This is a genomic window from Shewanella sp. LZH-2, from assembly GCF_016859145.1.
Classification (GTDB): Bacteria; Pseudomonadota; Gammaproteobacteria; order Enterobacterales; family Shewanellaceae; genus Shewanella; species Shewanella xiamenensis.
Genome location: NZ_CP069350.1, coordinates 4,467,345 through 4,487,733, shown reverse-complemented (window position 1 = coordinate 4,487,733; position 20,389 = coordinate 4,467,345). Strand labels below are relative to the sequence as shown.

Sequence of the window (20,389 nt, the reverse complement as noted above, 5' to 3'; positions counted from 1 at the left end):
ATCAGCCCCTTACTACATTGTTTAAGTGAGCATTTTCAATGCGTGCCACTTCATCGGGTTGAACGTAATAGTCGACATCGTTGTTATAAGCACGGAATAAGAACACGATAAACGCGCCCACCATGCCCACAATCGCGAGCCACAGAATGTGCCAAATCGCAGCAAAGCCCGCGGCGGTAATACCCAGCGCCATTAAGATACCGCTTGGGGTATTCTTCGGCATATGGATTGGCTGATAGTGTTTTTGGCGTTGATAGGCGGTGCCTTTTTCTTTGGCATCGGTAAAGGCATCGATATCAGACACTTGTGGCAACTTAGCAAAGTTGTAGAACTGTGGTGGTGATGCGGTTGACCATTCCAGCGTGTGGCCATTCCATGGGTCGCCCGTGGTATCACGGTTTTGGTCGCGGTCACGGATACTCACGTACAGTTGCACGAATTGCAGAATGATACCGACCATGATGATGCAAGCACCCACGGCAGCGATATAGATCCACAGGTTCCATGCTGGGTTATCAATGTGGTTGATACGGCGAGTCATACCCATAAAACCGAGTACATACAGCGGCATAAAGGCCACATAGAAACCAATCTGCCAGCACCAGAATGACGCTTTACCTAAACGCTCATTTAAGTGGAAACCCGTCGCTTTCGGGAACCAGTAAGCAAAACCGGCTAAGTAACCAAACACGGCACCACCGATAATGGTGTTATGGAAGTGAGCGATCAGGAACAAGCTGTTGTGTAGCACGTAGTCGGCACCAGGTACGGCCAATAACACGCCCGTCATCCCACCAATGGTGAAAGTCACCATAAAGCCTAAGGTCCACAGTACTGGCACTGTTAAGCGCAGGCGGCCGCGGTAAATGGTGAACAACCAGTTAAACAGTTTGACCCCAGTCGGAACCGCAATCACCATAGTCATCACGCCGAAGAAGGCGTTGACGTTGGCGCTCGAGCCCATAGTAAAGAAGTGGTGTAACCACACGATAAAACCGAGGATCGAAATCGCGCCACTGGCCCAGACCATTGAGGAATAGCCGAACAGACGCTTAGAGGTAAAAGTTGAAATCACATCCGAGAAGATACCGAACGCAGGTAAAATCAGGATGTACACTTCAGGGTGACCCCAAGCCCAGAACAGGTTGATATACATCATGGCGTTACCACCACCATCATTGGTGAAGAAGTGGAAACCCATGTAGCGATCGAGTGTTAACAGTGCTAAAACCGCGGTCAGGATCGGGAACGACGCCACGATCAGGATGTTGGCCCAAGTACAAGTCCAAGTGAAGATGGGCATTTGCATCAGCTTCATGCCAGGGGCGCGCATCTTAAGCACAGTCGCGATAAAGTTGACCCCAGTTAAGGTTGTTCCTATCCCCGAAATCTGCAGCGCCCAGATATAGTAATCGACCCCGACACCCGGACTGTAAGCCAGCTCAGACAACGGCGGGTAAGCCACCCAACCGGTTCGGGCGAATTCACCTAAGCCTAATGAAATATTGATCAGCACGGCACCAGATGCGGTTAACCAGAAGCTGAGGTTGTTCAAGAAGGGGAAGGCAACGTCGCGGGCACCGATTTGCAGTGGCAGCACTAAGTTCATTAGACCGATCATAAATGGCATCGCCATAAAGATAATCATGATCACGCCGTGGGCAGTGAAGATTTGGTCGTAATGTTCAGGCGGCAGATAACCTGCGGCGCCATTGGTGGCCAGTGCCTGTTGGGTACGCATCATGATGGCGTCGGAAAAACCGCGGATCAGCATGATGAAGGCAAGCACTATGTACATGATACCGAGGCGTTTATGGTCAACCGAAGTTAACCAGTCGTGCCAAAGCACACCCCATTTTTTGTGTTTAGTGATCAAGGCTGCGACGTACAGGCCTATCACGGCAACAACCGCAAGGGTCACCATGATGATAGGCTCATGATACGGGATCGCATCTACGCTTAATTTACCGAGAAAAGACATGATTACTCCGCCTCCACTGGGTGAGTGGATGAGTGTTCTGTTGATGAAGTGTCAGAATGGGTTGAGCTTTCCATGTCGGCCATCTTCTGTTCGCTCGCCATATGCGCCATATCGTGGTCGGCACTCATGTGTTCCATACCTTCATGGCCTGCCATGTGCTCGTTTGAGTCCATGTGCATGTATTGCATAACGATTTGATCGAACATGCCGTGACTCACTGAGCCAAAGTATTCAACAGGATTGTTTTCACTCTTCTGTGCTAAGGCTTGGTAAGTCGCAGAGTCTAAGGTCTTAGTCGCCTGTTGTTTTGCCTTGGCAACCCAAGCATCGAAGTCGGCTGCCGTTGGCGTGGCAATGGCTTTAAACTTCATGCCCGCAAAACCTGCGCCGCTATAGTTAGCGGAAATACCGTCATAGGTACCGGGTTCGTTGGCAATCAGGTGCAACTTAGTCGTCATCCCAGCCATTGAGTAGATTTGGCTACCTAACTGCGGGATAAAGAAAGAGTTCATTGCGGTATCAGAGGTGATCTTAAAGTTCACCGGTACATTGGTTGGGAAAGCCAGTTCGTTTACCGATGCAACGCCTTGTTCTGGATAGATAAATAACCATTTCCAGTCCATAGAAACCACTTCAACCGTAATCGGCTTGGCCTGGTGTTCGAGTGGTTTGTAAGGGTCGAGATCATGGGTCGAGCCCCAGGTAATCACCCCTAGAATCACGACGATTACTATCGGCACAATCCAAACCACGGTTTCAATCGCGCTTGAATGGGACCATTTAGGGGCGTAAACCTCCTGATCTCGGCCATCACGGTATTTCCATGCGAAGAACAAGGTCATAAAGATCACGGGGATAACCACAATCAGCATGAGTAGGGTAGCGATGATGATCAGGTGCTTTTCATCGGCACCGATCTGGCCCTTGGGGTCCAATACGCCGCCATCACAGCCTGCGAGCATCAGGGCAAGCGCCGCGAATGCTACTTTACTTAAATTTCGAATTAACAAAGGAAGATTCCTCTAACCCTAAGGTTTACAACTCTGCCCTGAGAGATTGGCAGTAGCATTGAGCGGCGTTATCCGAAGGCAAATCCGAAAGTGGCTCGAGCGCGGCACAAAAAATGCCTGCCACCCCAATGTAAGATTGAGGATCGACCTTCAGCGCTTAATGCTAAATTTGAATTTTAAAACAGAGAGTTACAATGGTGGGGCGCGACAACCGTGCGCAAGGTGCTCGAGGGATTTTAGCCTTGGGGGTGCTAAAAACAGGGCAGCATTAGTTAAATCTAAGCTGTTGAAAAACTTGAAGCCATTGTCGAACAAATTCCACAATTGCTTAATAATCTGGGGGTTGAGCAGCAAAATGCTCAGCAGCGTGGCGCCGAAAAACTCGATTAAAAATCCATCGCTCAGGGTGATTAATTCGCCAATATCGATGCAGCCGCCGACCATCACTGACACTAAGTCAGCTGCGGGCAGCACAAACAGTAACCCAAAAAGCAAGGCTAAGTTTGTCATACTGAAGTGGGAGAACCTCGCAACGAGATTCAATCCTTCAGCGCAAAATTGGCTGAGTGCGAATTTCAATTAACAGGTCCAGCGTTAAGCGAGAAGAATTGTTGGCTGAATAAAAATTCAAGCTGCAACTTTTTTGTGCGGGCGGGAGGATAACAAGAAGCGGGGATTGATTGAAAGTAGATCTAGGTCACAAAAGGGCTTTTGCATTAAAAAAACCTTAATTAAAACCATAATTAAACATGGTGGTTACATGTTTAACTAAAAATAAACTGATTTCACTCACATTCTGTGTGGAAATTGTGATGAAGATATGCAAATGTCTTGGCTTCACTGTGAGTCGTTTAGCGCGCTTATTTGCCGAGTTGGTTGTTTATACTTTCTGATTTTAGTGATGCCTTGCCGATATTCAATGCTGAATCCTACAATAAAGTGTAGCTATCACCCTAGGGTGTTTTGTGGCAGTTTAACTGGTTAGACAGCGTAAAAATAATTTTTACATCATGGTACCGCTTTGGCTTTCAACTCCCAATGAGCTAACGGTTTGACTACTCTTGAGATTGATTTGCAGATTAAGGCATTATGGGCCCATTCTGATTGTCAACCCAATTACTACAAGGGATTAAATATCAACGCATTTGCGCACTATTTTAAGGTCAATTTATTCATAGCCTTAGCCTACTTTATTGTCGGTAAAATGGGTTTGATGATTGCCTTACCTCCCGGATATTCTGCGGCAATTTGGCCCGCGGCAGGGATAGCAATCGCTGCTTGTCTTTTATGGAAAGCATATGCGCCTTGGATTGGGGTTTTTATAGGGGCATTGCTGATTAATATTAATATTGGTGGGCAACTACATCTCGGTTGGTTGCCCATCAGTATTGCCTTGGGCACGTTACTACAGACCATTATATCTGCTCGAATTATTCGATACATCGATCCTTTACTGACCTTTGATAAACCAGAAACTGTTATTAAATCAATGATTAGTCTCAGTGCTGGTTGTATTATTGCCTCTCTATTGGGTAATGCTGCACTTGCAGTTTACGGCATGATTCCAAGTTCGGATCTCGTTACCAGTATGCTCAATTGGTGGATGGGCGATTTCCTTGGAGCGGTCATTTTTATCCCGCTAACCATATTAGTGTTTGATAGGCGACCCATTTGGCGCTCAAGGCGGATTCAAACAGGACTACCTTTGGTGATTGGTTTTTTACTTTGCGTGGGGATTTATTATTACGCAGATATGAACCAGCGGCAGCAACTGCAGGATAAGTTTCAAATTCAATCCAATGCGATTATCAGTAGTGTGGAAACTTTTCAGGGAACCAATCTACAACAATTAGTTGCCCTTGCCAGCCTGTTTGATAACAGTGAAATAGTCACGGAAGATGAATTTATTCAGTTCGGTAAACGTAATCGACTCCAATTAGATGGCTTTAAGGCTTGGGCTTGGTCACCATTGATTGCGGCGAGCGATAAACAGAGTTTTGAGTCTGCAACCACAGCTGAGCTGGGGCGACCTTTCAATATCAAATATTTAGAGGGGGGCAAACCAAACGCCGACGGCTGGCTTGTGCCTGTTAAGTATGTGCAACCTATGTATAGCAGTCGCGCCGTACTTGGATTAGATCTCAACAGCGAGTCTGCGAGGGCGGCAGCCATAGCAAAAGGGAGATCAACGCTTGCGCCGGTCATCACAGGCAAAATCCAATTAGCTGAAGATCCTCATGGCCTTGGAGGCACGCTACTATTGGTGCCTTCTTTCGATCGCGTTGGTAACATTAAAGGATTTTGTTCGGCGGTGATCGATATCCAAAGCATCATCAATAAAGTCGAACAGGTAAAAGGTTTGCATTGGCGGCTAACGGATATGAGTGCTGATGGAGCCTTGCTCTATGCGAATAGTCAGAAAGAATTTCCTACCTTTTCTGGTAAGTTACATAGCGATAAAACAGGCCAATACTATCAGGCCCACTTAACGCTTGCCGATAGGCAATGGCATATTGTGATTTACGAGTCGTATGCTCAACTGATGGGTGAATCTTACAGTCTGTCACTGTTGCTATTACTTTTAGCCTTTATCACCTGTGCCGTTGTGAGTGGTGTGACATTAATCTCTTCCGGTGAGCGTCATCGGATTGAGGATAAAGTGGCAGAAAAAACTATGGCACTTTCGAAGGAGATTGCGCGTAACCAAGCATTTCAAGCCACCCTCGTCGAGAGCGAAGAAAAATACCGTAACCTATTCGATAAGGCACCCGTTGGTCATGTGTTAAAACGTCTTGAGGATGGGCACTTTGTTGCCATTAACCAAGCATTTACTGAAATTACGGGCTACACACTAGAGGAGCTTCAGGCGCTTGATCCTTGGGATCTTACCCCGATTCGTTACCAAGTGACTGAGGCTGAGCAGCTCGAACGCCTCAAGCAAACACGCCGTTATGGTCCTTATCAGAAGCACTATCGGCATAAAGATGGACAGCTAGTCGCCGTCAGACTGAATGGCTCCTTAGTGGCCGCAGCTAATGGTGAGCCGCTTATCCTGTTTATTGTTGAAGATATTACCGCGCAAGAGCGAACTATTGCCCGAGTTAACTTGCTGGCACAGGTATTCCAGCAAAGTGGGGAAGGTATCACTATTATCGATGCCAATGATGTCATCGTGGATGTTAATAGCGCCTTTAGCCAAATTACTGGTTACTCAAGGGATGAAATCATAGGTAAAAACTGTCGTTTTATTGAAGCCGCTCGAACCGATAAAAACATTGATGCTCAAGTGCGAGCTGCGCTTGAGCAAACGGGGTTTTGGCAAGGAGAAGTGTGGGATCGCCACAAAGATGGCTATGATTTCCCGAAATGGCTGATGATGTCTGTGGTGCGCGACGAAACTGGGGCAATCAGCCATTACATCGGCAGTTTTACCGATATCAGCGAACGCAAAGTGAATGAGGAGCGCATTCACTTCTTAGCGCATCATGATTCCTTAACTTTGCTACCGAATCGTTTGAGTCTGCAATCGCGTTTGGAGATGGTTTTTCAGGAGGCTTTTGTCAGCCAAACCCAGATTGCCGTAATGTTTATCGATATGGATCATTTCAAAAATATTAACGACACCCTGGGACATCATGTCGGCGATATGTTGTTGCTCGAAGTGGCGCGGCGCTTAAAGAGTATTGTAAGCAGTGACGATATCGTCGCGCGCTTAGGCGGTGATGAATTTGTCGTGGTGTTGTCTGATACGGATCACGATAGCGTCGCTAAGGTGGCGGAAGCCTTGCGCAGTGGTTTGAATCAAGTCTACATCATAGATAACAAGCCCTTACATTCATCACCTAGCATAGGCATCAGCCTGTTCCCAACCGATGGTGACAGTGTTGAGGCGCTGATGAAAAATGCCGATATGGCCATGTACCGCGCCAAGGCTGCGGGGCGAAACAACTATCAGTTTTTCACAGCTGCAATGAATACCTTAGTGACTGAGCGCCAGCAAATTGAAACTGGGCTCAGGCAAGCCATTGCCCGTGATGAGTTACTGCTGCATTATCAGCCGCAGATCGATATCAACACCGGACAAATGGTGAGTGTTGAGGCGTTGATCCGCTGGCAGCATCCTGAATTGGGATTGGTTGCTCCCGATCGCTTTATTCCTATTGCCGAGGAGATCGACATGATTATCCCCATCGGCCAATGGGTATTAGAGCAAGCACTCGCACAACTGGCGCAGTGGCGTAAAAAGGGCGCGAAAGACTTGCGAATGGCGGTTAATCTGTCGGCGCATCAGCTGCGTAAAGAGACCATAGTTGCTGATATTATCAATGTGTTAGCTCAATATGATCTTGGCAAGGGAGCATTGGAGCTTGAGATCACTGAAAGTGTCGCCATGCAGTATCCTGAGCAAAATGCCAAGTTGCTGGCCGAGTTGCGTCAATATGGGATTGAATTGGCAATTGATGATTTTGGCACCGGCTATTCGTCACTCTCGTACTTGAAGTTGCTGCCCTTAGATCGGCTTAAGCTCGACCGTTCCTTTGTGAAGGATATTGAAAATGATCCAAACGATGCGGCAATCAGCGCGGCCACGATTTCGATGTCCCATGAGTTAGGGTTAACCGTGGTGGCTGAAGGGGTGGAAAACGAGGCACAACTGGTGTTGCTCTCGAGCATGGGTTGCGATCTGGTGCAGGGATATTATTTCAGTAAACCCTTATCTGCGGATGATTGTTTACGTTTTATTGAACGCAATTTTTAGGCCGTTTTTTATCCATTTAGCACTATACTTGAGTCAGTCTGGCGATAGGACATGGATACATTAAGGACAGCGCTATGCAAGTTATCTTCACTAAAGGTTCGACCCGTTACGCTCAATTACGTTGTGTTCGCATGGATGGTAGTGCCACACAAACTCAGATGCCTGAGCAGGGGATTGCTCCCCACGATATGATTCACTACGTCGTTGAAAAACGCCTGCGTATTCAAGGCGCTTTTTTCGCGCAAATACGTGCTGGTGCCGATATCAATTTCACCCTTGAGCATAACGAAGCTTCTTTAGCGGTTGCTGATAAAACTGACATTTGGCAAACCGAATCGATCGTCGAAGCATTGCAATCTCTGCTATGGTCTGCTGATACGCCTAGCTATGCGGGATTTATCTATTTACTCGAGCAGGCCTGTAGTAACCGTAAATTAGCCGTACCTGAGATTTCACAATCTGACTTTGAACATATTATCAATGAGATAATGGAGCTTACCATCGAGTGGCAAGGTATGGGAGAAGGCCAGTCCTTGACCCTAAAGTTTTAACGACTGAGTTATCAATAAGAGCGCGAATCTTCGCGCTCTTTTGCTATATTTGATCTTTGCTTATTCCCGGTGGCGACGTTCTTGGCTCTGAGTTGAGCGGCCTTGATTACGCTCCACACTGCGTGATGCTTGCATATTTTGGCGGGGTTCGCTCTGCCTTACTCTCGTATCTTCCCGTTGTCTTGGCTGTGCTTGACGGGGCTGCTCCATACGTTGCGGTTCGGCGCGTCTTACCTCGGGGCGAGCTTCCTGTCTTTGTGGCTGAGTACGGGTCTCAAAGCTGCGCGGTTGCTGCTCTCGAGTCTGATACTGCCTTGTTGAGTTGTCCCTAGTTTGTTCTCGTGATGCCTTAGCCTGCATTTGCCTTACCTGATTATCATTGCGGGCATTGTCGTTACGCTCTTTTTGGTAACCTTCCCTTTTGGTTTGCGCCGAGTTCGTCGGTGCCACGCGGCGCTCTTTTAACTCGGCTTGAGTATTCTGAAAGCTGGGCGCCCGCTCGCGGCTATAGTTATTGTCGCGGCTTAAGTTATTGCCTCTATCCTTATCATGGCTTTTATCATAGCCCTTGCTGTCTCGGTTATAACGTGCGTCTTGGTGTTCCCTTGATTTCGAGTACTGGCTAGTAAAGTGCTGGCTGCTGCCACTGGAGTGGGAGTCGCGGCCACGGAACTTGCTGTCAGCGTAGTAGCGTTCTTTTACCACGGGATTATGGTAAACCACGCCGCGTCTGTGCTCGGGTTTATGCTTCCAAGGTTGAGCACCATGACTGACCGAATATCTTTCCCGTGGACGATAATGGTGGGAGTGATGGTGATCTATCACGACGACTTTATGGCGATGCCAATGAAATGAGCTAAAGAAGTAGTTAAAGGAAATATGGATCCCAGGCGACCAGTAAAAGTAGCTATGGCTTGGGCGGTAAGGGTAGCCAACATAGCCGCCAAACTCCCAATATACTGGCGGATAGGCCACGCCCCAACGCCAAGTACCGTAAACTACGCGGGGGTCATAATAAGGCACATATACCACTTCGCGGCGTACAGGCTCGATGATGATCTGGTTATTGGCGCGAGTTACCGCCATATTCTCCATATTGGCTAAACTGTTGGCTTTATCCGCCTGCTGTCTGAGTGATTGAATACCGTCCATCACTTGCGCCTCATCGGCCAAGAAGGCTTCGCCAAGTCTTTGGGTCCAATCCAAATCTTCGCTCATTTTCTGTAAGACATTGGGGAAAGCCATGAGTGCTTTAACACTCGGGTCCCAGTCCTTGTCTTCGGTGCGAGACATCACTTGATCAGTCGACAACTTAGGATGATCTTCCAACCAACGTTGCGCTTGTACTACTTCGAGTGGATAGGTTGAGGCGATCAAAATATGGCTCAACAAACTATCGGGATAGAGGGCAATAGGCGCAAGCATCTGCTCGAGTTCGGCTTGGCTCAGTGAAGCACTTGAACCTTGGCTAACGGATACGCCCGCAGCTTGCGTCGGCGCGGTGAAAGGCAGAGCAACTAAAGCCGCCGATAACACTAGCCATTTCCATCGATATAATCTGTTCATGGTTCGCTCCAATAATCCTATTTGCGGATGTTATTGGCATCATAGGCGCGTGAATATGAACATAAGCTGAAAGTATATTGTGCGGCAAAAGCGTGTTGTAGATTTATTTTCTTACCAATAAAACGATATATGATATTGAAAATAAAAGATTAAGCAGAATGGGTAAAGTTAACGGTAAACTTGGCGCCACCTAAATTTTCTGAGCGGGAAACAGAAATTCGACCGTTATAGCTATCCACTAAATCGCGGACAATCGCTAAACCTATGCCGTTACCTTGATGATAGGAATCGGCGCGGATCCCGCGCTCAAAGATTTGCGTTTGCAGGGTTTCGCTGATCCCTGGGCCGTCATCTTCGATACAAAGTTGCAATTGATAAGCATCGCCGGTGACGGTTAATTTGACCGTTGATTTGGCGGCTTTGCAGGCGTTGTCGAGTAAGTTACCTAAAATCTCGGTGAGATCGGCTTCATCGCCCTTAAAAACCGCTTGTTCAGCGATTTCGCCACCGAGGTTAATTTGCGGTTCTCGATAAATCTTGGCTAAGGTGCGAAGCAGTTTATTGGCCACCTCATCCACCTTAATGCCTAAATGCCAGGAGGCGGCCGCCGCGGTTTGGGCGCGTTTGAGTTGGTGGCTGATAATGCGGCTGATGTTAGACACTTGCTCACTCGAGGCTTCACTTAAATCCACCTGACTTTTAATCACCGCCAGTGGCGTTTTTAGGCTATGGGCTAAATCCGCAAGGGCATTGCGATAGCGCTTACGCTGGGTTTGCTCGGTATTGAGCAAGATATTCAACTGCCGCGCGACCGCCTGTAACTCGCTGGGGTACTGGCTGCTTAGCTGGGTTGATTTACCTTGTTCCACATCGTGCAGCTCTTGGGTAAAGCGTGCCAGCGGCCTAATAGTCCAAATCAACCAACTCAACTGAAACACTAGCATCACCAGGATTAAGATCAGCAACCAAGTCCAAAGCTGTTGATTAAATTGAGCTATCTGCTGCTGAAACTCCTGTTCATCCTTAATGATATGGATAGTCACCGGTACATTTTCATTCAGGCTGGCAAAGCTCACACTAAAGCTATAGATAAGGTGTGGCGCGCCCGCGAGGTCGATTTGCTCAAAGGCATTTTTGCCGGTTGGCGGAATGGTGAACTGTGCTGGTGGCGTGATGCCCATAAAGGATTGCGAATGCCAGACGATGCTCTGTTTATGCTCCGCATCTTCGGTGGTGGCTATGGCATAGAGGCCTGATTGAATAAGGTTAAAGCGGTTCTCGAGCACTAATTCAGGAATAAAAATCCGTTTATTTTCGACTTCAGTCACCGCTAATACTGAATATACATAGGCACTTAGCTCATTTTTAGCGGCACTCTTTACCTGTTCAGCAAAGGCGTCATTGAGGGCGACCCCAATCAGCGGCAGCAGCACTAATATAAATAACAGCGCACTGAGGACGAGCCGAGTCTTTAAGGAGTTGAGCAACTGCCAGACAAGCGCGCGCTTACTCATCAGTACCTTGCTCAGGAGCAATGACTCTTAAACGATAGCCCTGGCCGCGCAGGGTTTCGATTAGATTGTATTGGTTATCGGGGTCGAGCTTTTTGCGTAAACGGCGGATAAAGACTTCGATAACGTTAGAGTCGAGATCAAAATCCTGATCATAAATATGTTCGGTGAGTGCTGTTTTAGATTTCACTTCGCCTTGATGCAGCATAAAAATCTCAAATAGCTTGTATTCAGAGCCGCTTAGCGTGACGAGTTCGTCCCCTTTGCGGACCTCTAAGCTACTGGTATTTAAACTAAAGGGGCCGTTAGTGATGATTGGGCTTGCCTTACCTGCCGAGCGGCGGATCAAGGCTTTGAGCCGAGCCACTAATTCTTCGGGATGAAAGGGCTTAGTGAGATAATCGTCGGCACCAGCATCGAGGCCTTCGACTTTATCTTGCCAGCTGTCGCGCGCGGTTAAAATTAAGATCGGGAAAGCGCGCTCTTTTTGGCGAATGCGGCGGATAAGGCTAATACCGTCGAGTTTAGGTAAACCGACATCAATAATGGCTGCGTCATAGTTATATTCAACGGCTTGAAACAAGCCCTCTTCGCCGTCGCTGGCGACATCAATGCTGTAATGGGCATCCAGCAAGTGCTGTTTTAAGTTGGTTTGCAGTGCTACGTCGTCTTCAACGAGTAAGAGTCGCATATTAATTCCTCGACACGCGTCCTGTGGCGGCATCCACCGAAACTGAAAAAACCTGGCCATCATTATTGAGGATTTTGACTCTATAGCCTGAGCCGCTCGACTGCACGCTGAGCACTTTGCCTCGATATTGACGCTGTGCCATAGCCACGGCTTGGTCTGGACTATTCACCACAAGGCGGCGCTGCTCATTCTTAACGCCTTGGTCGCGCGATTGATTGCGATCATCGTGTTTATCATTGCCCGCTATGCAGCCAAAGGAGGCACATAAACAAGCGACTAGGGTCAGTGTCAAACCAAGTTTCATATCTGTTACCCGTACAGGTTCGGCGATCTTAAGTAAGTGGCGAGCTTGATAGCTTATCGAGTCGACTAAGAATACCTCATCACCATAACAAACACATAGAGATCAGCCAATTGGTAAACACAATTCCTTTAAAATTCACTGTGATTCGTGAGATTTTATCGAGTTAATCCTCATCGAACCTCTTTACATATCAGGAGTCATATCCTGTGACATATTAGTAGTGTTAACCACAGCAGATGAATTAAGGCTGAACAGCGGTGTTGCTCTGAAATACAGCAGATTTTAATGTTCAGCTTATGTTCACCTTGAGTGCCCTCTAATGTCACCAATTTGAGCGGATTATCCAATGGGGTATTCAAGATGAACACAGTGAAACAACAAGTTATCGCAACCACGACTTATGTGAAGGCTGTGGTATTGGCCAGTGCATTTCTGGCATCGACAATGGTGAGCGCGCAGCCGAGCGACGAGTCAAACTTGGCGCCTTTTAGTGCAGCGAGTATTGGTATGATGAAAAAGACCGATGCCGAGCAAGCCGTCAAGCAAGAGCAGCAAGCCTTAAGCCTATTGCAACAGTCGGCTCCCGCTCAAAGTGTAGCGGAAGCTACTGCCGCTGCGGTTAAATCGCTAGCGCCGTCCTTCTCGGCACAAGGTGCGAATGTTCAGCGAGTACAATTGATGGGTGCAACCCCCATGACTCGCGAACAAGTGATCGCCAAACATACGAGTCAGCCGATCCCCAGTTCAAGCGCCGCCACAGAAGATCCCTATCGCGCCCCTATTTATCACAGCTTTGCGATTTTTGATGCCAGCAGCCGTTTGTTTGAAGACTTTGATTACGATGGGTTTTATCAAACCTTTAGCGTAACCTTCGATGTAGATGTGTTTGGTGCATATCTTAATGAGCGCGCCGACCTGTTTGCCGAGTTATACCTCAGTCGTAACGGTGGCCCTTGGGTGCATTACTACACCACGGACGTGTTTACCATCTACGGTGACTCGACTCAGGATGATTACGAAGTACTGACGACCCTCTACACTGGCTATCAAACGGATCACTACGATGTATTAATCGATGTCTATGAGGTTGGTTATAGCGATATTGTTGCGACCATTAGCGCCGATGATACCGATGGCTTATATGCCTTGCCGCTAGAAAGTCGTGACCGCGATAGCTCTGGTGAGGTAATTATTGTCGAAGAAGGCGGCGCTATTTCTTTCTTTGCTCTGCTTGGTTTAGGACTGTTGGCTGTACTGCGTAAACGTGAAGAGTTTATTTAAGATTTGATTTTGATGTGCAATTTGACTGAGTTTATCAAAGGCCATACTGACTATGCACGCAGAGTAAGAAGTCGGTCTCACCTTAACATGGCAGCGTATCCATCGATACGCTGCTTTTTTATTTCAAAATGCACACCGCAAAACAAGCAGAAATCATGCGTTTGCGCACTTTCTACCCAGAATGATTTTTGCTATTGTGGAAATCAAATTTTAAATCAGTGGTTTGTGAGTGATTTTGCCAAGTGTTGATGGTGAGATTAAGCAAGATGTACGATAGAAATATTATGTTTAGGAGAGGACTTTGGATTTAGCTGGAATAGTAGTAGCGAGCCTCAGCGCTCTTGGGTCTTTGGTTCAGGCTTATTATTCGGCTAAAGTTGCGAATAAAAATGTACCTGAAAAAATAATAAAAAATGCTGAAAAGCGCGCTGCTGAGCCACTAAAAATTGGAGCGAAACAAGTTGACGATGTAATTGATGATCACTTGTTAGCAGTTTTAAACAATGAAATTGAAAAGCATAATTCAATATTAATTGAGTCTTTCCGAACAAAGAATACCACTTATGAAGATATGTCGAGTCAAGTAGAAAATGCGCGAGTTCAAATTTGCAAAGTACTATTAGAAATAATGCGCTTCAATAACGGAAAACTTCCAACAGAGCGGCTTAAGAAGCTGTGGGCATCTAATGGCTGTAAAAAATCATAACAGTCGCCATCAAAATCACGCCCTGTGTGCGCTTGACTCGCAAGAGGTTGCTCGAATTTGTGGCGGGTATTATTAATCATGCTAGGAATTGAGTGCATGCACCAAGAATTAAAAAATGTGCCACAAGATATGCTGAAGTTAGGTATTGCTGCTCTTGCACATGCAAACTGGCACGCAAACTTCCACAGTTTTGAAAATGATAAGTGGTCAGAACTTTCTGTATTACAGGCTGCTCATGCAGCAGAGATATTAATAAAAGCGCGTATTGCAGAAGAGCATCCACTGCTCATCTTTGAGCAAATCCCACGTTCCACACAAGTTCATAGTGATGCTTTAGACTTCAATGCTCTTGTCCAAAAAGCAAAAACTATTCAGTATTCTGATTTACCCGAAAGACTTTGGGCTACGACTGGTATAAAACTGCCAAACTTAGAGCTATTTAAAAAGTTTGGGATGCTCAGAAACTCAATACAGCATTTTGCTATTCCTCATGATTTTGAATGTAGCACTACTGATTTTATTTACGGGGTTATAGACCCATTTATCAACGAGTGCTGGGGGCTTTATGCTATCGACTATCATGAAGACTCGGAACCTTATGAGTATATAGTAAGCACTATGCTTGCTAATGAAATTGAGTTTCTCGTTTCCCCTGAATGTTCAAGAAACCTCAAAGACGTCTCATTGAGTTGGCCTAAAAGTAAATCATACATAAAGCTAATGAAAAATCGCTTTGAGCTAGCTTTGGTGAACGAAAAATAGACATCAATCCTTAATTGCGCGGTAGTTTTAATGACCCCTATTCAAGCCACTTTAGCCTGAGTAAGTTGTAGGCAAATCTAAAGTACATTATGTTTTTGTTTTATCTTGGGTTCTCTAATTTATTTTGGTGGACGTTAAATTTAGAAGCATGGAGTTTGCTTTGATTAAAAAATGGATATTACTCTCTTTGTGCCTTTCCCTTATGTCTTGCGGATATAAGGGGGATGGAGATTTTAAATCATATGGTTATTGGCCACTTATTACGTACGAGCTTACTTTGCCAGATTTTCCTTTTGAGACTGGATCAAAGCATAAGTTTGATTTAAAAGGTTATAAGTCTCATGAAACTTCGACTATAAATATCGAGCTATTCAGTAATAATGAACATGATTTTGCTGAACTTGATACCGAAGTTGAGCTTAAAATTGTAAATGATTTAGGCGTTACCTTTTTTTACAGGAAATCTCCTTTAAATGCTCATTTCAAAAGGATGCAAGAACTTAAAGAAGCATCATGGGCTAATGAATATGAGTGGAATGGAAGATATAGCTATAAAAACCAAGATGTGAGTGATCGAGCTGTACCGTTTTCATCAATTGAAATGCCAGCTAAAACAAAAAGTATGCGATATTTTAATTTCTTTCCTAGTGATGCTGGTTCACTAAGCCTCACTATAAATATTGGTAGCGTTCCGTCACAGTTTGAGGATTTGAAGGTAAGAATCAATCTATCGTCTGGTTGGAAGTAGCAATGGTCAATCCCCCCTTTTTCTCTCGGTGTTTATCCTGTCGGATTCGGGCTAGTATGGGCGAGTTACGTTAACTAAAGGAAGAGAGACATGATTGCTCAAGGTCAAAAATTACCAGCGGCGACGTTAAGCCAATTAACAAAAGATGGCATGGTAAATCATCAAGTTACCGAGCTGTTTGCGGGTAAAAAAGTGGTGTTATTTGCAGTGCCTGGTGCTTTCACACCAACCTGTTCTGAAGCGCATTTGCCCGGTTATGTGGTGCTGGCCGATCAGTTTAAAGCCAAAGGCGTTGATTTAATTGCCTGCGTATCGGTAAACGATGCCTTTGTGATGAAAGTGTGGGGCGAAGCGCAAAATGCGTCTGAACTACTGATGTTAGCCGATGGCGATGCCAGCTTTACTAAGGCGCTCGGATTAGAGATGGATACCGCTGGCTTTGGTGGTGTACGTTCACAACGTTATGCGATGATTATCGATGATGGCGTGGTGACGTTACTGAATGTAGAAGCACCTAAGTCATTTGAAGTGAGTAAAGCCGAAGTGGTGTTGGCGGCTTTAAGTTAAGATAAGCGGATGCCCCTGAACTTATGGGGCTGATGTGTCGCTTGCTTGAGCGAGAACAATAGCCAGCCTAGATGAGGCTGGCTTTTTTATTCGGGCTTTTTTATACGGTTATTGAACGAGTTGAATGCTGTCGGCATCGATAGTGACTTCTGACCAGTCCTTATCCACTTCACCGCGAATAATGACTTGGGTTTCAGGCGTGACGGTATGTCCGAGCCACAGATCATCGTCAATTTCGATTTTAATCTCGCCCGTGCTGTCACGGAAAATATAATCATCGTGGCCAATTGAAGACATGATATGGCCGGTTAACTCCACTTGAGTGTCATCGCTGGCATTGAGTGCACTGACGACATCATGAATAATTTGCCGTGCGCTGGGGCCTTGAAAGCCGCCACGTAATTGGGGTTCGCCCGTTGTTGGTTGAAATCCAGCTTGGCTGCACAAGGCACTCAATGACAATGTGATTGCTAACATGCTTAAGGTGATTTTATTCATCTAAATGTCCTCTTTCTAATCTTACGCCGCTGGGCGACTCATCTGCGGCGAGTATCATGCCAAGACGAGCGTGAAGCAGTTGTGAAGAATTTAAGCGGATTCATTTAGATGCTGTTGTGGCTCGCGGTTATCCATAAATTGGATAGTTGCCAGATAGTCATTCCCTAGGTTTTTGGCCGAAAAGTGCCACCCCATGCGCTCGCAGATACGTTCAATAATGATCAAACCACAGCCATAGCCTGTGGGCTCGGCGCTGTGGAGACTAAGCGGATTTTTTATGGTTAGTTGATTGTTATTCAGCGTGATTTCAATATCACCACTGCTGTAGTTAAAGGCATTTTTAATTAAGTTGCCTATCACTATGTCTACAAAACTCACCGGTGCGCAAATGGCGGTATTTTGGTTAACGCTGAGCTGATAGCGGATTTCGTGTTTGGCAAAATGCTGCGCCATTTCACTTAATAGCTGCGTAAGCCGTGCGGCTAAATCAACTTGATCATAGTGTTGCGATTCAATTTGTTCCTTACCTAATAGCAAAAAGGTTTCGGTGAGGGTTTTCATCTGTTGGCTTGCGTAATCAATGCGGGCAATGGCTTTGTTAGCGATCCGCTGCTGGGCTTCGCTGGCGTTGTTTGGCAGTTTTTTAAGTAATTCTGTCGAGCCTTGGATCACCATAATGGGCGTGCGCAATTCATGGGAGGCAAAGCGGCTAAACTCCTGCTCCCGAGTAAAATAGGCGGCAATTTTGGCTTTATTTTCCAGTAGCGTTTGTTCGATATGGCGGGTTTCACGGTAGGGCGTGCTAGGGATAAAGCTTGGCTCCTCTGGCGTCAGCGCATTGATTTTGCGTTCAATTTCAAAAAACGGTGCCGATAGTAGCCGCACAAAATATAAGCCATAGGCCATGATGAACAGCAGTAAGCCTACCCCGAAGAGGGATATCAAAATATGCAGCCTGTCCTCATACCCATCGAGAAAGTCATCCGCATCATCCTTATACACCACATACAATAAACCTTGCCCTGATGGGTGCGGCGAAATCAAAAAGTGCTTATCTTCGGCGCCCAATTGGTGCTCATAAAAACCCGTTTGTTGATAAGCTTGCAGCCATTGCGGCACAAACTCTTTGCTCCAATAGGTGGTGAGTTCGTGGATATCGGGGAGCTGGGCTTTATCGCCAAATCGTTGATAGTTTTTTTGGTATTCGCGGGTTTCGGTCGCCAGTTTGTGTTCAAGGCTAATGACCTCAATTTGTTCTTCGGCGATATAAATCAAACCCCAGAAAATCGCGAACATTAGGCTCGTGAGCACTAAAAACGTTAGGCGAATTTTTTTGTATAAGCTCGGTAATGGCTTATGGGAGGAGTCGGTAACCTTGGCCATGAATCGTCTCTAGTTTGGAATCTGTAAAGCCCTTATCCAATGCGCTACGCAGGCCGTAAATATGGCTACGAAGCGCGTCGCTACAGGGTGCTTCGTCACCCCAAACCGCATCGATAACTTGTTCTTTACTCACAATGGCGGGGGCATGTTTGAGCAGTAGCGTCAAAATCGTGCGTTGGATTTTACTCAGCTTGATTTCCTTACCCGCGCGGCATGCTTGTTGCGTTGCGACATTTAAGCTGATTTCACCAAAGCGCAATATACCTACATCTAAACGCGGCCCGCGGTTATGCAGTGACCGTAGACGCAGGCATAGTTCTTCCATGGCGAAGGGTTTATTTAAAAAGTCATCACCGCCCGAGGTAAAGGAGTCAATTTTGTCCTGCAGGCTATCTCTAGCGGTTAAAAACAAAATCGGCGTATTACAAAACAGCTCTTCGCGCAGTTTTTTGACCGTACGAATACCGTCTAATTTGGGCATCATAATATCCATAATGATCACGTCATAATGGTTTTGCTGTATTAAATTGATGGCGCTTTCACCGTGATAGGCGCAGTCAGCAATAATGCCTTCGAGGGTTAAATAGTCCATGATTGTTTCTATAACATCATGATTGTCATCAACAATTAATACTTTCATTACTTATCTTCATTTCTTCACGTTTGCTTGACGTTTCCCATACTAAGATGCCAGCCGTTGATTTAACAAGGTAAATAAGGGAGAAAAAAATGAATAAGCACTTAGTAGGTATTAGCGCATTACTATTAACCGCTTGTGGTGGCGACGGTTCATCAACGGATGTGACGCCACCTCCCGCGAATTTACCCGCTAAAGTGATGGGGACTGTGACTCAAGTGTCCGCAGACCATCAACAGATCACTGTGAATGGATACAAGATTAATATCGCCAATGCAGATATTCGTTATCAACAACAACCACTGGATGCCAAAGCAATTCAAGTGGGGATGCGCCTAGATTTGGTTAACCAAGGTCAGCAGGCTAAAACGGTTGCTGTCGATCCTGCGCTGGTCGGTGAAATCAGTGCCATCAATCAAAATAATATTACAGTCAATGGCATACAGTTAGCCGTTGTATCAGCTAGCCAATATAAAAAGGGCGATTGGGTAGCGGTAAATGGCTATCCTACTGCGGTTGGAAAGTGGCTGGTAGAGTCGATTAACCTTTTCCCGAATTTCGCAATTGCTGAAATCGAAGGTCGGGTAACAGAGCTTGATCCCGTTGCGCAGCAATTCCGCCTTGGCTCAGCCCTAATAGATTACGCTGGTATCACCCCAGAGGGTCAACTCGCCGAAGGCGCGTGGGTTGAGGTTGAAGGTCAACAGGATGGTGCGGTATTTAAGGCCCATGAAGTCGATGTTGAAGATGCGAGTGATGTGCCGACGTTCAACGAGATGGAGTTAGAGGGTACAGTAACTTGGGTTAACCAAGACAAGAGCCAGTTTGAGCTTAATAGCCGCACACGACTCTATGTGACTGAACAGACTCAATTTGAAGATGGTAATCGCACCAATTTGCTGGAAGGTAAGCGCCTAGAGGTGGATATTCAATCTACTGCTCAGGGCTTGTGGGCCAAAGAGGTCGACTTTGAAAGTTCAGATGCGGGTGGTCCATTACCCGATTTAGGCAACAAGTTTGAGCTTGAAGGGCGAGCGACGCTCGATAGCAATAATCAGCTACAAATTAATGGCGTTACCTTTATTATCGACGCGAGAACCCAGTTTGATGATGGCTTAACCCTTGCAACCCTTGATCAAAAATGGCTGCAAATTGAAGGTGTTGAATTAGCCGATGGCCAATGGCTAGTGAAGGAAATTGATCTTGAACAGCAGAGTAATGAACTGGAGTTAACCGGAAAGGTGAGCCAGAACAGTCTGTGGGGTTACCATGCTAGTGATGCCTCATTAGCGACCTTTGATGGTAAATGGGTTAATGTGGAATGTCAGTTTGATGGCATGCAAATCCACAGTTGCCGCATTGACGACTAATGCTCGTTAACGACTAACGCTCGTTAACCCCTGCAAATGGCAGCGAGATTGATCTCTTGCTGCC

General features: G+C 46.2%; 18 protein-coding genes. 8 read left to right on the top strand and 10 right to left on the bottom strand.

The features are described 5' to 3' along the window. Nucleotide 1: 1 nt before the first annotated feature. The 3 genes from cyoB to JM642_RS19655 all read right to left on the bottom strand — a co-directional run bounded on the left by cyoB (nt 2) and on the right by JM642_RS19655 (nt 3,501). Nucleotides 2-1,981 carry a cytochrome o ubiquinol oxidase subunit I gene (gene cyoB, locus JM642_RS19665; RefSeq protein WP_037427414.1) on the bottom strand — a complete coding sequence of 660 codons (1,980 nt, stop codon included), beginning with the start codon at nt 1,979-1,981 and terminating at the stop codon, nt 2-4. A gap of 2 nt (nt 1,982-1,983) precedes the next feature. After that, complete coding sequence (gene cyoA, locus JM642_RS19660; protein WP_203432416.1) at nt 1,984-2,991, bottom strand: ubiquinol oxidase subunit II; 1,008 nt, start codon at nt 2,989-2,991, stop codon at nt 1,984-1,986. Between the two features lie 189 nt (nt 2,992-3,180). Further along, nucleotides 3,181-3,501: a hypothetical protein gene (locus tag JM642_RS19655; protein WP_050991325.1), complete on the bottom strand. Its 321-nt coding sequence runs from the start codon at nt 3,499-3,501 to the stop codon at nt 3,181-3,183. Between the two features lie 562 nt (nt 3,502-4,063). Here JM642_RS19655 and JM642_RS19650 point away from each other — a divergent pair. After that, nucleotides 4,064-7,750 (top strand): EAL domain-containing protein, encoded by a 3,687-nt coding sequence (locus JM642_RS19650; protein ID WP_203433869.1) that lies wholly within the window; start codon nt 4,064-4,066, stop codon nt 7,748-7,750. 74 nt (nt 7,751-7,824) lie between these two features. Further along, a complete protein-coding gene (locus JM642_RS19645) occupies nt 7,825-8,301 on the top strand; it encodes a hypothetical protein (RefSeq protein WP_037423787.1) in 477 nt (158 codons plus the stop codon). Nucleotides 8,302-8,361: 60 nt separating this feature from the next. On the opposite strand, the gene JM642_RS19640 is transcribed toward JM642_RS19645, so the two are convergent. The 4 genes from JM642_RS19640 to JM642_RS19625 form a co-directional block, all read right to left on the bottom strand. Next, nucleotides 8,362-9,867, bottom strand: coding sequence for a DUF3300 domain-containing protein (locus tag JM642_RS19640; RefSeq protein ID WP_203432415.1), 1,506 nt, complete (start codon nt 9,865-9,867; stop codon nt 8,362-8,364). A 149-nt stretch (nt 9,868-10,016) separates the two neighbouring features. After that, nucleotides 10,017-11,381 carry an ATP-binding protein gene (locus JM642_RS19635; protein WP_203432414.1) on the bottom strand — a complete coding sequence of 455 codons (1,365 nt, stop codon included), beginning with the start codon at nt 11,379-11,381 and terminating at the stop codon, nt 10,017-10,019. Further along, the gene (locus JM642_RS19630) at nt 11,374-12,069 is read right to left on the bottom strand and encodes a response regulator transcription factor (RefSeq protein WP_099457224.1); all 696 of its coding nucleotides are present in this window, start codon (nt 12,067-12,069) and stop codon (nt 11,374-11,376) included. Before JM642_RS19630 ends, JM642_RS19635 begins: the two co-directional genes overlap by 8 nt. 1 nt (nt 12,070) lies before the next feature. Next, nucleotides 12,071-12,373 carry a PepSY domain-containing protein gene (locus JM642_RS19625; protein ID WP_037423775.1) on the bottom strand — a complete coding sequence of 101 codons (303 nt, stop codon included), beginning with the start codon at nt 12,371-12,373 and terminating at the stop codon, nt 12,071-12,073. 360 nt (nt 12,374-12,733) lie between these two features. On the opposite strand from JM642_RS19625, the gene JM642_RS19620 reads away from it, so the two are divergent. The 5 genes from JM642_RS19620 (at nt 12,734) to JM642_RS19600 (ending at nt 16,437) form a co-directional block, all read left to right on the top strand. Next, a complete protein-coding gene (locus JM642_RS19620) occupies nt 12,734-13,654 on the top strand; it encodes a choice-of-anchor H family protein (protein ID WP_203432413.1) in 921 nt (306 codons plus the stop codon). A 301-nt stretch (nt 13,655-13,955) separates the two neighbouring features. Further along, the gene (locus JM642_RS19615) at nt 13,956-14,360 is read left to right on the top strand and encodes a hypothetical protein (RefSeq protein WP_203432412.1); all 405 of its coding nucleotides are present in this window, start codon (nt 13,956-13,958) and stop codon (nt 14,358-14,360) included. A 96-nt stretch (nt 14,361-14,456) separates the two neighbouring features. After that, on the top strand, nt 14,457-15,122 hold the full coding sequence (locus JM642_RS19610; protein ID WP_203432411.1) for a hypothetical protein: 666 nt from the start codon (nt 14,457-14,459) through the stop codon (nt 15,120-15,122). A gap of 160 nt (nt 15,123-15,282) precedes the next feature. Next, nucleotides 15,283-15,870, top strand: a complete 588-nt coding sequence (locus JM642_RS19605) for a hypothetical protein (RefSeq protein WP_203432410.1) — start codon at nt 15,283-15,285, stop codon at nt 15,868-15,870. A gap of 90 nt (nt 15,871-15,960) precedes the next feature. After that, a complete protein-coding gene (locus JM642_RS19600; RefSeq protein ID WP_203432409.1) occupies nt 15,961-16,437 on the top strand; it encodes a peroxiredoxin in 477 nt (158 codons plus the stop codon). A gap of 108 nt (nt 16,438-16,545) precedes the next feature. Here the strand turns inward: JM642_RS19600 and JM642_RS19595 are convergent, their stop codons facing one another. From JM642_RS19595 to JM642_RS19585, 3 genes are all read right to left on the bottom strand, one after another. After that, complete coding sequence (locus tag JM642_RS19595; RefSeq protein WP_037423760.1) at nt 16,546-16,935, bottom strand: NirD/YgiW/YdeI family stress tolerance protein; 390 nt, start codon at nt 16,933-16,935, stop codon at nt 16,546-16,548. 90 nt (nt 16,936-17,025) lie between these two features. Next, nucleotides 17,026-18,318 (bottom strand): HAMP domain-containing sensor histidine kinase, encoded by a 1,293-nt coding sequence (locus tag JM642_RS19590; RefSeq protein ID WP_203432408.1) that lies wholly within the window; start codon nt 18,316-18,318, stop codon nt 17,026-17,028. After that, nucleotides 18,290-18,958, bottom strand: coding sequence for a response regulator transcription factor (locus JM642_RS19585; RefSeq protein ID WP_055646990.1), 669 nt, complete (start codon nt 18,956-18,958; stop codon nt 18,290-18,292). The genes JM642_RS19590 and JM642_RS19585 overlap by 29 nt, the downstream gene beginning before the upstream one ends. Before the next feature lie 89 nt (nt 18,959-19,047). Here JM642_RS19585 and JM642_RS19580 point away from each other — a divergent pair, with 89 nt between their 5' ends. Beyond that, nucleotides 19,048-20,325 carry a DUF5666 domain-containing protein gene (locus JM642_RS19580; protein ID WP_172588237.1) on the top strand — a complete coding sequence of 426 codons (1,278 nt, stop codon included), beginning with the start codon at nt 19,048-19,050 and terminating at the stop codon, nt 20,323-20,325. Nucleotides 20,326-20,389 lie beyond the last annotated feature (64 nt).

What these genes read in the sequence shown, in the direction of transcription:
- JM642_RS19600 (WP_203432409.1), top strand. Translation starts at nt 15,961, where the DNA reads ATGATTGCTCAAGGTCAAAAATTACCAGCGGCGACGTTAAGCCAATTA.
- JM642_RS19580 (WP_172588237.1), top strand. Translation starts at nt 19,048, where the DNA reads ATGAATAAGCACTTAGTAGGTATTAGCGCATTACTATTAACCGCTTGT.
- JM642_RS19640 (WP_203432415.1), bottom strand. Translation starts at nt 9,867, where the DNA reads ATGAACAGATTATATCGATGGAAATGGCTAGTGTTATCGGCGGCTTTA.
- JM642_RS19620 (WP_203432413.1), top strand. Translation starts at nt 12,734, where the DNA reads ATGAACACAGTGAAACAACAAGTTATCGCAACCACGACTTATGTGAAG.
- JM642_RS19595 (WP_037423760.1), bottom strand. Translation starts at nt 16,935, where the DNA reads ATGAATAAAATCACCTTAAGCATGTTAGCAATCACATTGTCATTGAGT.
- JM642_RS19610 (WP_203432411.1), top strand. Translation starts at nt 14,457, where the DNA reads ATGCACCAAGAATTAAAAAATGTGCCACAAGATATGCTGAAGTTAGGT.
- JM642_RS19655 (WP_050991325.1), bottom strand. Translation starts at nt 3,501, where the DNA reads ATGACAAACTTAGCCTTGCTTTTTGGGTTACTGTTTGTGCTGCCCGCA.
- JM642_RS19625 (WP_037423775.1), bottom strand. Translation starts at nt 12,373, where the DNA reads ATGAAACTTGGTTTGACACTGACCCTAGTCGCTTGTTTATGTGCCTCC.
- JM642_RS19590 (WP_203432408.1), bottom strand. Translation starts at nt 18,318, where the DNA reads ATGGCCAAGGTTACCGACTCCTCCCATAAGCCATTACCGAGCTTATAC.
- JM642_RS19635 (WP_203432414.1), bottom strand. Translation starts at nt 11,381, where the DNA reads ATGAGTAAGCGCGCGCTTGTCTGGCAGTTGCTCAACTCCTTAAAGACT.
- JM642_RS19645 (WP_037423787.1), top strand. Translation starts at nt 7,825, where the DNA reads ATGCAAGTTATCTTCACTAAAGGTTCGACCCGTTACGCTCAATTACGT.
- cyoB (WP_037427414.1), bottom strand. Translation starts at nt 1,981, where the DNA reads ATGTCTTTTCTCGGTAAATTAAGCGTAGATGCGATCCCGTATCATGAG.
- JM642_RS19630 (WP_099457224.1), bottom strand. Translation starts at nt 12,069, where the DNA reads ATGCGACTCTTACTCGTTGAAGACGACGTAGCACTGCAAACCAACTTA.
- JM642_RS19585 (WP_055646990.1), bottom strand. Translation starts at nt 18,958, where the DNA reads ATGAAAGTATTAATTGTTGATGACAATCATGATGTTATAGAAACAATC.